Source organism: Kitasatospora sp. NBC_00315 (assembly GCF_041435095.1).
Classification (GTDB): Bacteria; Actinomycetota; Actinomycetes; order Streptomycetales; family Streptomycetaceae; genus Kitasatospora.
On sequence record NZ_CP108025.1, the window covers coordinates 4660506 to 4673556 of the forward strand.

Sequence of the window (13051 nt, forward strand, 5' to 3'; positions counted from 1 at the left end):
TTCGGCCGTCGTCCCGTTCGGCGTCGTCGGGCCGCCGGGGTGGAACGCCACGGAGCCCGCGGTCCGTCCTGGGACGGTCCGCGGGCTCCGGGGAAGAACAGGGTGCCGGGTCAGGCGTTGTTGGCCGACTTGGTGCCCTCGGTCGCCGTGGTGATGTTCACCGGCGTCACGGCGGGGCGCGGCTGCTCCGCGGCCGGCGAGGCGGTGGACGCGGCGGTCGCGTTCTGCGCCGCGGCGTCGGCCTGCGGGTCGTCCTCGCGCAGGGCCTTCGTCTCGGCCTTCAGGATGCGCATGGACTTGCCGAGTCCGCGTGCCATCTCGGGCAGCTTCTTCGATCCGAAAAGCAGGATGATGATAGCCAGCACCACCAGGAGGTGCCAGGGCTCCAGACCGTTACGCAGCATCCCTGACCACCGGTCCCTTCGATTCTCGCCGTTTGCAATGCCCGGGCAAACCGCCCGACCCGGTCAGTATGCCTGTCGAATGCGTCGAACGTATACACCGGCCGGGAAACGATGGTCAAAATACCGGGGCCACGCGGGTGGAATCCGTCACCCGGCCCGGGCCTTTCCGCCGGTGCCGCCCGGTCGGTGAAACCCCTGCTGAGCTGCGCGGATCGGCTGCCGCGCCCGGCGTTCCGGGAGCGCCGCCGCCGCTCGGTACGCGCCGTTTCGCCCGGCAGGGGGGCGGTCGGCGGCCCGGTGTTGCCGCCTCCGCCCCGTCGTTCGCCCCGTCGTCCGTCCGGGAGGTCGCGTCCGGGAGGTCACACCCGGGAGGTCACACCCGGGAGGTCACACCCGGGCGGGCTCCGCCCGGTCCGCGGGCACCGGCGCGGCGTGCGCCGGGAGGTGCTTCAGCAGCCGGTGGGCCGTCGCCGAGGCGGCGACCATGAGGACCAGCCCGACCGCCGCCGCGACGTGCAGACCGTCGGTGAAGGCCGACCGCGCGGCGTCCAGGACGTCCGTGCCGATCCGGCCCGGCAGCCGGCCCGCGGCGGCGACCGCGCCGCCCAGCGTGTCCGACGCCGCCCTGGCGGCGTCGGCCGGCAGGCCGGCCGGGAGTGCGCCGTCGAGCCGGGACCGGTAGACCGCGGCGCCCGCCGCGCCGAGCAGGGCGATGCCCAGGGAGCTGCCGAGTTCGACCGCGGTCTCCGAGGTGGCGGAGGCGGCGCCGGCCTGCTCGGGCGGGGCGGCGGAGACCACCATCTCGGCGGTCAGGGTCATGGTCCCGACGCTGCCGGCCGCCAGCACGCCGGCCGCCGTCAGGATCAGCGCGAGCGGGGAGTGCGGGCCGACCGCCGTCATCATCGCGAAGCCGGCCGCGCCGATCAGGAAGCCGCCGGCCATCAGGTGCGCGGGGCGGACCCTGCCGGCCAGCGCACCGGAGAGCCCGACGGCGGCCCCGACCCCGACGCTCGGCACCAGCGCCCAGAGCGACGCGGTGAGCGGGCTCATGCCCTTGACCAGCTGCAGGTACTGCGAGGTGAAGAGGGTGAAGCCCATCATCGCGAACATCGCCATGGTGTTCACCGTGATCGCCGCACTGAAGGTTCGCAGGCGAAACAGGCCCAGGTCGAGCAGCGGGTGCTCGGCGCTGCGCTGGCGGCGCAGGAACGCCGCGCCGAGCAGCAGTCCTACCGGCAGTGCCAGGGCGGGCGGCAGGCTCCAGCCGTCCACCGCGAGGGTCTTGACGCCGTAGACGAGCGGCATGATCGCGGCCAGCGACAGGGCGGCGCCCGGCAGGTCGAAGCTCCCGGCCCGCGGGGTGCGGTGCTCGGGCAGCAGGAAAGGCGCGACGACCGGCACCAGGGCCATCACCGGGACCGCGATCAGAAAGGCCGACCCCCACCAGAAGTGGGCCAGCAGCAGGCCGCCCGCGACCGGTCCCAGGGTGGCCCCGCCGGTGAGCGCCCCGCCCCAGGCGGCGAGCGCGATCCGACGCTGCCCGGGGTCGTGGAACATGGTGCGGATCAGCGCGAGCGTCGAGGGCATCACGGTGGCACCGGCGACCCCGAGCAGGGCGCGGGCGGCGATCAGCTGGCCGGCGCTGTCCGCGTGGGCGGCGAGCAGCGAGGCCGCGGCGAAGCCGGCCGCGCCGGTCATCAGCAGTCGGCGGCGGCCGATCCGGTCGCCCAGGGCGCCCATCGTGATCAGGCACCCGGCCAGCAGGAACGAGTACATGTCCATGATCCACAGCTGCTGGGTGCCGCTCGGCGCCAGGTCGGTGCTGATGAACGGGACGGCGAAGAAGAGAACGCCCATGTCCATGGAGAGGACCAGTACGGGGAGCAGCAGGACGGCGAGGCCCGTCCACTCGCGGCGGCCGGCGAGGCCGTGGGATGTGGTCATGGGGAAGACGGTACGAGCGTTTCAGACGTGTGTCTAGTACATGCGTCTCACTCAATCGTCCAAGACATCTGTCCATGTGAGGGCGTAGCATCCGACCATGGGAAATCGAGAGGACCTGCTGTCCGGCGCCAAGCGCTGCCTGTACGAGAAGGGCTACGGGCGCACCACCGCCCGTGACATCGCGTCCGCCTCGGGGGTCAGCCTGGCGGCGATCGGCTACCACTTCGGCTCGAAGGAGGCGCTGCTCAACCAGGCCCTGGTCGAGGCGATCGGGGAGTGGGGCGGAGCGCTGGCCACCGCGGTCGAGGCCGCCGAGGCCGGCGCGGACGGCCCGCAGGAGGTGTTCGCCGCCGTCTGGGACGAGGTGCTGAAGAGCTTCGCCGAGCACCGGGGCCTGTGGGCGGCCCAGTTCGAGGCGATCGCCCAGGTCTCGCACGCGCCGGAGCTCAGGGAGCAGCTCGGAGCGGCGCAGAAGCGGGGGAGGCTGGGGCTCTCGGCGCTCTTCCAGGGCCTGCCCACGGTTCCCGACACCGAGGACGAGCTGGCCCGGGGCATCTTCTACCAGGCCCTGCTGGCCGGTCTGGCGGCGCAGTGGATGGCGTCCCCGGAGCAGGCCCCGAGCGGCCGGGACTTCCTGCGCGGCCTTCAACTGGTCAGCGGGAGCGTGCTGAACCCGCCGCAGCCGACCCCGTAGGACCGCGGCGGGCCCGGCGCCGGCCGGCCGGGCCGGGGCAGCGGGTGCCGACCGCGGAACGGCGCCGGCGGGTCAGTTGGTGACGGCGGTCAGCAGCACCACGGAGTCGACGTGCGCCAGCAGCCCGTGCCGCTCCTGCGGGATGGGCTGCAGTTGCCCCGTGGACAGCTCCTGGCGCCGCCCGGCGATGGTCACCGACACCCGGCCGCGCAGCACCTGCAGGCTCGCGGCGGCCGGTGCGTTGTGCTCGTCCAGTGAGGTGCCGGCGGTCAGCGCGATCACGGTCTGCCGCAGCACCCCGTCATGGACCACCAGGTGGGCGCTGCGCCCGTGCGGGCTGGCGGCGGCCTTCGCGGCGTGGTCGTCGGCGAGCTGTACGAGATCGTCCATCGCGTCCTCCTGCAGGGGCCCCCGTCCGCGACCCTAGATCCGACCGGCCCGGATCCGCACGCCGACCGCGCGCGGCCGGCCGGCCCCCTCCGCCGCCGGCGGGTCGCACGCCACCCGCGGCACGCCCGTACCCCCGTCCGGCCGTACCCCGGGTGCGGGGGCGGGGCATCGGACCGAAGGTGGCCTCATGGCGAATCAGAATGTCCTCAGTGGATTCCAGGTCAACCGCTCCCTCCTGGCCGGCGGAGCGGTGCTCAGCGGCATCGGGGCGGCACTCGGGCTGGCCGGCGCGGCGATGGTCGGCGTGGCCCTCGTCTCGGCCGGGCGTGGGTGGGTGCGGCAGCTGGACACCCCGCCCGCCGAGCTGGCCAGTCGCACCCTCCGGGGTGCCAGGACGGCTTCGATGGCGGGCTGGGAGGCATGGCGGGCGGAGCAGGGCGCGTCCAGCAACTGACCGGTCCGCCGCCGCGGTGGCGGCCCGCACCCCCCCGAGCCGCTCCGGCGGGATCCTCCGGAGCGGCTCGGTCGCGCGCCGGCACGGGACGGCGACGGGCCTACAGCCCCAGCGACTTCGCGATGATCGTCCGCATGACCTCGCTGGTGCCGCCGTAGATCCGGAACACCCGGTTGTCGGTGTAGAGCCGGGCGATCGGGTACTCCAGGATGTAGCCGTAACCGCCGTGCAGCTGGAGGCACTTGTCGATCACCTCGGAGGCCGACTCGGTGCAGAACAGCTTGGCCGCGGCGGCGTCGGCCACCGTCAGCCCGCCCTCCTGGTAGAGCTCCAGCGCCCGGTCGATCATCGACTGCTGGGCGACCACCTGGGCCTCGCAGTCGGCCAGCACGAACTTGGTGTTCTGGAACTCGGCGACCGCCTTGCCGAACACCTTGCGGTCCTTCACGTACTGGACGGCGAAGCGCACGGCCGCCGCCGCGGAGGCGTACGCGCCCACCGCGATCGCGAGCCGCTCCTGCACCAGGTTGTGGGTCAGGTAGCTGAAGGCCCGGCCCTCCTCGCCGAGCAGGTCGGCCACCGGCACCCGGACGTCGCTGAAGGCGAGTTCGGCGGTGTCGGAGGTGCGCAGGCCGATCTTCTGCAGCTTGCGGCCGACCGTGTAGCCCTCCGACGTGGTGTCCACGCACAGGATGGACAGACCCGCCCGGCGGTCGGCCGGGTCGTGGGGCGAGGTGCGGGCGATCACCAGCACCAGGTCGGCGAGCACGCCGCCGGTGATGAAGGTCTTGGCGCCGTTGAGGACGTAGTGGGTGCCGTCCTCGGACAGCTTCGCGGAGGTGGTGATGCCCGCGAGGTCCGAGCCCGCACCAGGCTCGGTCATCGCGATGGCCGTCATGATGTCGCCGGAGACGAAGCCGGGCAGCCAGCGCCGCTTCTGCTCCTCGTTGGCGTACTCCAGCAGGTACGGCAGCACCAGGCCGGTGTGCACGCCGGCCGAGCCGAACGTCACGCCGGCGCGGGCGCACTCCTCGGTGACGACCGCCTGGTACTTGAAGCCCGTCTCGCCGGCGCCGCCGTACTCCTCGGGGACCTCGATGCCGAAGACGCCGAGCGCGCCGATCCTGCGGTAGAAGTCGCGCGGCGGGTGGCCCTCGGCCTCCCAGCTCTCGTAGACCGGGGCGACCTCCTTGGAGATGAAGTCCCGGACGGTCTCCCGGAAGGCCTCGTGGTCCTCGTTGAACACGGTACGGCGCACGACGGCGCTCCCTTCGGTGGTGCTCCTGCGGGGGCCTGGCGCGGTCGACGGCCAGGAGGATCGCGCGACAAGTTAATCGCGGGTAGCTTCTGCTGTCCATAGCGGCCGCCGAGGATCGCGGCCGGCCGAACCGACCGGCTCAGCTGGGAGGATCCGGCGGTAAGTGAATCCTTGGTAGCCTGCGGGCGGGCCCGGTGCGCGGGTCGGCGCGGCAGAGGAGCACGACGGTGGCGGACGCGGCGCGGGAGCGGCCCCCGGCGGGCAGGCGCCCGGCCGGGCGCAGGGCGCAGATCGTGCTGCTCGCGGCCGACCGCTTCCACCGCGGCGGCTACCACCAGGTCTCGATGGCCGACATCGCCGAGGGCGTCGGGATCACCGCGCCGGCCCTCTACCGGCACTTCCGGGGCAAGCCCGAACTCCTCCACCAGGTGATCCGCTCCGGGACGGACGCGCTCGCGGCCGGGGTGGGTGCGGCCGGCTCGGTCGACGGGCTCTGCCGGGCACTGGCCGGGGTGGCGATCGACCATCGCGCACTCGGCACGCTCTGGCAGCGTGACGCCCGCCTGCTGCCGCCCGCCCTGCGGGCCGGCCTGCGCCGGGACCTGCGCGCCGACGTCCGCCTGATGGCCTCGACCCTGCGCGCCGAGCGTCCCGGACTTCCCTCCTTCGACGCCGAGTTGCTCTGCTGGTCGGCGCTGTCGGTCTACGGCGCCCTCTCCCACCACACCTTCGCGCCGCCGCGCCGGCGGTTCGAGGGGCTGCTGACCGCCATCGGGTCGGCGCTGCTGGCGGTCTCCTTCGACGGGGCCCGGCCGGAGCCCCCGCTGCCGGCGCCGGCCGCCGTGCCGCGGCAGCGCAACCGCCGCGAGGAACTCCTCGCGGTCGCCGTCCAGCTCTTCCACGAGCGCGGCTTCGACAACGTGAGCACCGGCGAGCTCGGTGCGGCCGTCGGTATCGCGGGGCCGAGCGTCTACCGGCACTTCGACACCAAGGCGGCCCTGCTCGCCGCCTCGCTGGTGCGCTGCCGGGAGCGGCTGTGGCACGAGGTGGAGGCGGCGATCACCGGCGCGGCGGCGGGCGGCGCCGCACCGGACGGCGATCCGGCGGGGGCCCTGGCGGCCGGGCTGCGGGCGTACATCGGCTTCGCCCGCCGAAACCGCCACTACCTCGGGGCGATGCTGAGCGAGACCGAGCGGCTGGCCCCGGCCGACCGCAGGGCCGCCGTGGACTTCCGCCGGGACTTCCTGCGGACCTGGGTCGGGCTCCTGCGGCAGGTACGCCCCGGGTACGACAACGCGGAGGCCCGGATCCGGGTGCACTCGATGTTCGCGCTGGTCAACGACGGGGTGCGGAACGGTCCGCAGAGTGCGCGGGCGGATCTGGCGGACTGTCTGGAGCGGATGAGCCTGGCCGTCCTCGGCCTGTGAGCGAGCCGGCCCGGGACGGGGACCGGGACGGGCCGCCCGGCGGGAGCGGGAGCGGCGGTGGACCGCCACCGGGCCCCGTGCGGGCGGTCGGTGGCGGTCCCGGGCAGCGGCCGGGCACGTCGGCCGGGCGGCCCGGCCACCGGCCGGACCGACGACCGGCCTAGTAGAGGACGAACGGGTAGTAGACCTCGTGCGCGACGGCGGTGTTGCCCTGAAGGGCGCCGACCCCGCCGGTGTTCCCGGCCACCCCGGTGTTGTTGTTCTGGTTGCCGGCGCCAGAGCCCGTGGCGCCGGCCTGCGAGGCGGCGGCGTTGCCGAGCACACCGCCGACGATGTTGCCGGAGCCGGCGCTGCTGACGACGCTGCTGTTGGAGTGGTCGGCGGCTGCGGCGCCGTCGTCGGCCCGGGCGGTGCCGACCCCCACGAACAGGAGGGCTCCGAGGGCGGTGACGGCGGCGACTGCGCGAATGCGGGACACGATGGTCTCCCTGAAGGACGGGTGCGAGAGTTGGCGCCCCCGGAGTGGCCGCCCCGGGAGTGCGCCGTTGCCTGACGTCGCGTGGTCAGCGTTCACCAGGGGGCGGGCCCGGTTCCATCGAACCGGGCACAGTTCGCCCGATGGTGTCATCCCGGCCGCCCGGCACCGGAACGGGCCGCACCGCACCGGGGCCCGCCGGGACGGTCGGAATCCCCCGGCCGGGGCCCGGACCCGGCCGCGACGATTAAGGAATGGTCCGCGCAATAGTCGTACTGGCACACTGTGGCCTCATGTCTGAAGGCCACCGCTCCGACCCCGTGCCCGCCGAAGATCTGCGTACGACCGAGGTCGACCTCGGTGGTCTGGTGAGCGTCCTCGCCACGCACCTCTACTCCACACCGCTGGTCGCGTTGCGCGAACTCGTCCAGAACGCCCACGACTCGCACACCCGGCGCCGGCTGGAGGACCCGGACGGCGGCCACCCGCCGCTGATCCGCGTCCGCGGCGACTCCGCGCGGCGTACCGTCAGCATCGAGGACACCGGCGCCGGCCTGACCGAGCCGGAGATCCACTCCTACCTGGCCACCGTCGGCACCGGGTACACCCGGCTGCTGCGCGAGGTCACCGGCGACGACGCACTGATCGGCGCGTTCGGCCTCGGCTTCCTGTCGGCCTTCTCGGTCGCCGACGAGGTCACCGTCACCACCACCTCGCACCGCGAGCCCGCCCTGGGCCACCGCTACCGCAGCCGCGGCGGCGAGCAGTACAGCGTGGAGGCGACCGCCGCCCGCCCGGGGCCCGGCAGCGTCGTCGAGCTGACCCTCAAGGCCGAGCACGCGCACCTCGCCGACGAACACGCGCTGCGCGAGGTGCTCGGCCGGTACTGCGTCCTGCTCCCGATCCCGGTGTACGTCGGCGACGACGACCGGCCGGTCAACGACGTGCCGGTGCCCTGGCGCGAGTCCGTGCCGGGAGACCCGCACGCCGCCCGGATGCGGTTCGCCGCCGCGTTCGGCCGGCGCTTCGAGCCGCTCACCGCCTTTCCCGTCACCCCGGTCGAGGGCGGCACCGACGCGGTCGGCCTGCTCTGGGTCCAGGACGGCGGTACGTACGGCAGCAGCGACAACCGCGACCTCGCCGTCTACCTGCGCGGCATGCTGCTCTCCGAGGACGCCCGGGACCTGCTGCCCAGCTGGGCCGGGTTCGTCGGCGGCGTGGTCGAGTCCAGCCGGCTGACGCCGACCGCCAGCCGGGAGGACCTCCAGCGCGACGATCACTACCGCGCCCTCCAGCAGGCGCTCACCGACGCCATCGTCGACGGCCTCTACGAGACCGCCCGGCTGCACCCCGCCGCCTGGCGCCGCATCCTCGCCCGGCACGGTCAGGACCTGCTCGGCGCCGCGCTCTGCGACGACCGGCTGTTCACCCTGCTCGCCGACGACGTCCCGGTGCCCACCTCGCAGGGCGACCTGACGGCGGGCGCACTGCGGGCCGCCGGCGGTGGCGCGGTGCACGTCGCGCTCGGCAGCAGCGGCGGGTTCGAGGAGATGCTCTACCGCGCCATGCAGGTGCCGATCGCCCGGGGCGACCGGTACGCGGTGCTGCCGTTCCTGCGCCGCTACGCCCGGCTGCGGGAGTGCCGGATCGTCGAACTCGGCAGCGAGAACGGCAACCGCGAGCTGTTCCGCGAGCCCGAGCGGCCGCTGCCCGCGGAGGAGCGCGCCTGGCTGGCCGCCGCCCTGGCGGACGACGGCGAGCAGCTGGTCCCGGCCCGCTTCGACCCGCCCGGGCTGCCGCTCGTCCTGGTGCCCGACCGGGAGGCCGAGCTCAAGTCCCGGATCGAGGACGACCGGGCGGACGGCCGGATCCCGTCCGCCGCGCTGCGGCTCGCCCGGGCCTTCACCGCCCGCACCGGCGGTGAGGTCAGGGCCCGGCTCTACCTCAACCTCGCCGCACCCGCCGTCCAGGACCTGCTCACCGCCTACCGCGCCGGGCACACCGGCGCGGCGACGGCGGCCGGGCTGCTCAGCTCGCTCAAGGTGATCATGGCCGCCGCGTCCGGGCCGTCCTCGGCCGGCGCACCCGCCGGCGATCTGACCGCCGCGCTGGCCGGCATCGGCACCGCCGTCCGCGCGCTCACCGCGGCCCGGCCCGCCGGTCTGGCGGCGGTCCCCGACACCCTGCCGGACGAGGACCCGGCGTGAGGCCGCGCCGCCCGCGCCCGGCCACGCCGCACCCGGCCCCGGCCCCGGCCCCGCACCCGGCCACGCCGCACACCGCCGCACCGCACACCGGCGGCGGCCCGGCCGTCGCCACCGCACCGCCCGACCCGCAGGGGGAGACCGCATGAGCAGTGACATCTGGGCCTGGGTCCACGACGCCCACCGGCAGCTGGCCGAGGCCGGCCACCACCGCCTCGCCGAGGCCATCTACGAACTCCCCGGTCACGCCAACGAGGGCCGCAACGAGCAGCTCGACGCGGTGTTCCCCGAAGCGCTGGCCACCGCGCGGTCGCTGGACCTGCCCTGGGTCGAGGTCTATCTCAGGCACTGGCGGATGCAGAACCTGCTCAACAAGCGCCACCAGGGCGAGCTGGCCCTCCCCGAGGCGGTGGACCTGCTGGAGTTCGCCCACCGCGAGCAGACCGAGAGCTGCCCGCAGTCGGTCTGCGTGGTGCAGGACTTCGCGATCTGCCACGCGCGGGTGGACGGTCCGGGCTACGTCCCGGAGCGGCTCGCCGTCCTCGGGGAGACGCTGGAGCGGATCGAGCCCGCCCGGGCCTGCTTCGACTGCCTCTCCCGCGAGTACTCCGACGCGCTGGAGGACGACGGGCGGCCGGCGGAGGCGCTCTCCCACCTCGACACCGCCGCCACCCGGATGCAGGCGGCCGGCCAGCGGCTCTCCCTGCACTTCCACCACGCCCGGGCCGGCACGCTGCACCTGCTGGGCCGGGACGAGGAGATCCTCACCCTGCTGGACACCGCCGAGCAGGCCGAACGGGCCCGCGGCGCCGAACTCAGCGACAGCGACCGCCGCTGGGGCGCGCTGCAGCGGGCCCGCGCCCTCGCCCGCCTCGGCCGCACCGACGAGGCCCTCGCCCTGCTGCCGTCGATCGACCAGGCCGAGCAGTACGCGGATCTGCGTCCCGTCTGGGTCGACACCGTCGAGATCCTGGTCGCCGCCGGCGTACGGGAGAACACCGCCGGGCTCGGCGCCGCCCTCACCGGCTGGGTCGGCTACCTGGACTCCACCGGATCCCACCGCCCCTGTGTGGACCTGCTGCTGTCGGCCGGCCGGCTGGCACTGGCTCGCGGCGCCCGGACGGTGGCGCTGACCCTCGCCGCCACCGGCGAGCGCAAGCTCGCCCTGCTGCGCCGTACCGAGGGCGTCGCCGAGCTGATCGCCGAGCTGCGGGCCGCGGCCGAAGCGCTGCCGGTTCCGCCGCTGCCGGTGCCGCCGGCCGAGCTGGTGGCGCTGCTCGACGCCCGGACGCAGGAGGGGGACCAGGAGGCCGACGCGGATCTTCTCGCCGCCGCGCACGCCCGCCACGAGGAGGGCCCTGAGTCCGCCGAGCACCTGGCCGCGGGCACCGAACTGGCCGTCCGGCTGGCCGGTGCGCTCGGAGCCCTGGGACACACCCGGGCCGCCACCGACCTGCTCTGGGAGCGGCTCGACCGGGATCCGGGGCACGAGAACCTGGCCGGCCTGCTCGGCTCCGTCCTGATCGACGCCGGGGACGGCGAGGGGGTCCGCCGGCTGGCCGACCGCCTGCAGGACGTCAGCCCCGCCGACGCGCACTGGACGCGGGCCCGCTGGGCCGCCGCCGAGAGCCGGTGGGCCGACGTCGGCGAGCACTGCGCCGCGCTGCTGGCCCAGGAGCCCACCCGGATCAACACCCGACGGCTGGCCGCGGCCGCGGCCACCGAACTGGGCGACCACGGGCAGGCCCAGCGCCTCTACGAGGAGATCCTGCTGCACGCCCTCCCGGCCGAGGGCACTCCACCGCAGGAGCGGCACCGTACCGTCCAGGAGTCCGACCTCTGGCAGCTGATCACCGCCGCCACCGCGAACCGGGACTGGCAGGCCGTCCGCTCGGCCGGCGCCCGGCTCGGGCTCGCCTTCGACCGGCCGCACGGGCCGGTGGACGAGGAGTGGCAGCTGATCACCGTCCGCGCCACCAGGACGGGCGGCGCGAACGTCGACCTCCCGGCGGTGCGGACCGGCCCGGCCACCGCCCGGATCCTGCCGGTGCTCGGCGACGACGTGCCGCTCAACCACAACGACGTCGTGGTCTTCGCGCCCGCGCTGCTGGAGGCGGCACCGGGTGCGGACGCCCCGCAGCAGGTCCGCGAGCGCTGGCGGCCGGTCTTCCGGCTGCTCACCCTGCTCGACCCGGCCGGCTACACCACCTACTGGATCGACGGCGGCTGGCCGGGCGACAAGAAGTGGGCGTCCTTCCGCAAGGAGCTGGCCGAGGCCGGCTACGGGGTCTGGGCCTACAGCGGGGACGAGTACGCGATCACCGATCCGGGCGACGAGGACGGGCGGCTGCCGGGCGTCTACGCGGCGCTCGGCGTGCCGCCCACCGCCGGGTGCGCCGAGGCGGACGCGTTGCTGCACCGGCTGACCAGGCGGTGGAAGCACCCGCTCGCCTGGCCCGACCTGGCGAAGGCGGCGGGCGCCGACACGGCCCGGCACGAGGAGACCGTCCGGCGTTACGGCCTCTGAGCCGTTCGTCCCCGGGCCGGTACGTCCTCGGCCCGGGGACCGCTGCCGCCGTGCTCCGGACACCGCGCGTCCGCCCGCCCGGACGGTGTGTCAGACCACGGCGAGCCGGTCCACCAGCAGCTCCACCCTCGACTCGGTGTCCTGCGGCAGCAGCCGTCCCGACCGGGTCAGGGTCGCCACCCCGTGCAGGGACGCCCAGAACACCTCGGTGAACAGCCCCGGGGCGACGCCGTCCCCGGCCACCTCGCCGAGGCACTCCAGCAACGCGGCGAAAGCGTCCTTGAGGGGGGCGGGGGTTTCCTCCTGTGCGTACGCGAGGCCGCCGTCGAGCTGGAAGATGGCGTCGTAGACCGCCGGGTTGCGTGCGGCGAAGTCGAGGTAGGCGCGGGCGAGGGCGTACACCCGGGCGCGCGGGCCGTCCGCGGGGGCGGCGGTGACGGCGGTGACGGCGGCCCGCACCGCCGCGGCCAGCTCGGTGGCGCCCTGGAGGGCGACGGCGCCGATGATCTCGCGCTTGCCGCGGAAGTGGCTGTAGAGGACGGGCTGGCTGTATTCGATGCGCTCGGCGAGCAGGCGGGTGGTGACCGCGTCCCAGCCCTGCTGCTCGGCGAGTTCGCGGGCCGTCGCCACGATGAGGCGCTCGCGAGCCGCCCGCTCGCGTTCCTTGCGTTCCTGTACCGACATGAATTGATCCTAGCACCGCTAGACAAGAGAGCGATAGCAGTACTAGCGTTGCATCGTCATCTAGCGGCACTAGATACCAGAGGATCATCATGCTCAACGCACTCGAGGTCGTCACCACCGTGATCGTCGGCGTGATGGTGGGGGTGGAATTCTCCGTCGCCTTCGTCATGAACCGGATCCTCAACGCCCTCCCGGAGGACAGCGCCCAGCTGGGCCATGCCCACGGAGGCCGGATGCTCGGCGCCGTGATGCCGGTCTGGTACATCGGCTCGCTCGTCCTCGTGGTGGCCTGGGCCGTCGCCGCATGGCACCACCACGGCACCGGCCTGGTCGTCGCCGCCGGCGCCCTGCTGATCCTCAGCGTGGTCATGTCGGTCCTGCTGCTCGTCCCGATCAACAACCGGAACAGGACGTGGACCCCCGACAACCGGCCCGCCGACTGGAAGCAGCAGCTCAGCCGCTGGGAGCGCTGGCACTACGCCCGCGTCGCGCTCATCGTCGCCGCCTTCGCCCTGCTGGTCAGCGCCCTCGCCTGAGCCCACGGGCCCACCCGCCCGAAGCGCCGCGCTCCTGTCCGCCTCCCCGCGCCC

General features: G+C 74.5%; 12 protein-coding genes. 6 read left to right on the plus strand and 6 right to left on the minus strand.

Annotation, left to right across the window (positions count from 1 at the left end):
- Positions 1-110: 110 nt before the first annotated feature.
- Positions 111-404, minus strand: a complete 294-nt coding sequence (gene tatA, locus OG823_RS19150; RefSeq protein ID WP_371480810.1) for a Sec-independent protein translocase subunit TatA — start codon at positions 402-404, stop codon at positions 111-113.
- Between the two features lie 387 nt (positions 405-791).
- On the minus strand, positions 792-2348 hold the full coding sequence (locus tag OG823_RS19155) for an MFS transporter (RefSeq protein ID WP_371480811.1): 1557 nt from the start codon (positions 2346-2348) through the stop codon (positions 792-794).
- Between the two features lie 97 nt (positions 2349-2445).
- Here OG823_RS19155 and OG823_RS19160 point away from each other — a divergent pair, with 97 nt between their 5' ends.
- The gene (locus tag OG823_RS19160) at positions 2446-3042 is read left to right on the plus strand and encodes a TetR/AcrR family transcriptional regulator (protein WP_371480812.1); all 597 of its coding nucleotides are present in this window, start codon (positions 2446-2448) and stop codon (positions 3040-3042) included.
- A gap of 72 nt (positions 3043-3114) precedes the next feature.
- Here the strand turns inward: OG823_RS19160 and OG823_RS19165 are convergent, their stop codons facing one another.
- Complete coding sequence (locus tag OG823_RS19165) at positions 3115-3432, minus strand: cupin (protein ID WP_371480813.1); 318 nt, start codon at positions 3430-3432, stop codon at positions 3115-3117.
- 187 nt (positions 3433-3619) lie between these two features.
- Between OG823_RS19165 and OG823_RS19170 the strand changes: the two genes are divergently transcribed.
- Positions 3620-3886, plus strand: coding sequence for a hypothetical protein (locus OG823_RS19170; protein WP_371480814.1), 267 nt, complete (start codon positions 3620-3622; stop codon positions 3884-3886).
- A 100-nt stretch (positions 3887-3986) separates the two neighbouring features.
- Here OG823_RS19170 and OG823_RS19175 read toward each other — a convergent pair whose 3' ends face one another.
- Positions 3987-5144, minus strand: a complete 1158-nt coding sequence (locus OG823_RS19175) for an acyl-CoA dehydrogenase family protein (protein WP_371480815.1) — start codon at positions 5142-5144, stop codon at positions 3987-3989.
- Between the two features lie 227 nt (positions 5145-5371).
- Between OG823_RS19175 and OG823_RS19180 the strand changes: the two genes are divergently transcribed.
- Positions 5372-6571, plus strand: coding sequence for a TetR/AcrR family transcriptional regulator (locus OG823_RS19180; RefSeq protein ID WP_371480816.1), 1200 nt, complete (start codon positions 5372-5374; stop codon positions 6569-6571).
- 160 nt (positions 6572-6731) lie between these two features.
- Here the strand turns inward: OG823_RS19180 and OG823_RS19185 are convergent, their stop codons facing one another.
- Positions 6732-7049 carry a hypothetical protein gene (locus OG823_RS19185; RefSeq protein ID WP_371480817.1) on the minus strand — a complete coding sequence of 106 codons (318 nt, stop codon included), beginning with the start codon at positions 7047-7049 and terminating at the stop codon, positions 6732-6734.
- A 290-nt stretch (positions 7050-7339) separates the two neighbouring features.
- Here OG823_RS19185 and OG823_RS19190 point away from each other — a divergent pair, with 290 nt between their 5' ends.
- Positions 7340-9253, plus strand: a complete 1914-nt coding sequence (locus tag OG823_RS19190) for an ATP-binding protein (protein ID WP_371480818.1) — start codon at positions 7340-7342, stop codon at positions 9251-9253.
- Between the two features lie 142 nt (positions 9254-9395).
- A complete protein-coding gene (locus OG823_RS19195) occupies positions 9396-11777 on the plus strand; it encodes a tetratricopeptide repeat protein (protein ID WP_371480819.1) in 2382 nt (793 codons plus the stop codon).
- Between the two features lie 90 nt (positions 11778-11867).
- On the opposite strand, the gene OG823_RS19200 is transcribed toward OG823_RS19195, so the two are convergent.
- The gene (locus OG823_RS19200; RefSeq protein ID WP_371480820.1) at positions 11868-12461 is read right to left on the minus strand and encodes a TetR/AcrR family transcriptional regulator; all 594 of its coding nucleotides are present in this window, start codon (positions 12459-12461) and stop codon (positions 11868-11870) included.
- Between the two features lie 89 nt (positions 12462-12550).
- Between OG823_RS19200 and OG823_RS19205 the strand changes: the two genes are divergently transcribed.
- A complete protein-coding gene (locus OG823_RS19205) occupies positions 12551-12997 on the plus strand; it encodes an anthrone oxygenase family protein (RefSeq protein ID WP_371480821.1) in 447 nt (148 codons plus the stop codon).
- Positions 12998-13051 lie beyond the last annotated feature (54 nt).

Excerpts from the sequence above, each read along its gene's own strand:
- tatA (WP_371480810.1), bottom strand. The coding sequence starts at position 404 with ATGCTGCGTAACGGTCTGGAGCCCTGGCACCTCCTGGTGGTGCTGGCT.
- OG823_RS19155 (WP_371480811.1), bottom strand. The coding sequence starts at position 2,348 with ATGACCACATCCCACGGCCTCGCCGGCCGCCGCGAGTGGACGGGCCTC.
- OG823_RS19160 (WP_371480812.1), top strand. The coding sequence starts at position 2,446 with ATGGGAAATCGAGAGGACCTGCTGTCCGGCGCCAAGCGCTGCCTGTAC.
- OG823_RS19165 (WP_371480813.1), bottom strand. The coding sequence starts at position 3,432 with ATGGACGATCTCGTACAGCTCGCCGACGACCACGCCGCGAAGGCCGCC.
- OG823_RS19170 (WP_371480814.1), top strand. The coding sequence starts at position 3,620 with ATGGCGAATCAGAATGTCCTCAGTGGATTCCAGGTCAACCGCTCCCTC.
- OG823_RS19190 (WP_371480818.1), top strand. The coding sequence starts at position 7,340 with ATGTCTGAAGGCCACCGCTCCGACCCCGTGCCCGCCGAAGATCTGCGT.
- OG823_RS19195 (WP_371480819.1), top strand. The coding sequence starts at position 9,396 with ATGAGCAGTGACATCTGGGCCTGGGTCCACGACGCCCACCGGCAGCTG.
- OG823_RS19200 (WP_371480820.1), bottom strand. The coding sequence starts at position 12,461 with ATGTCGGTACAGGAACGCAAGGAACGCGAGCGGGCGGCTCGCGAGCGC.
- OG823_RS19205 (WP_371480821.1), top strand. The coding sequence starts at position 12,551 with ATGCTCAACGCACTCGAGGTCGTCACCACCGTGATCGTCGGCGTGATG.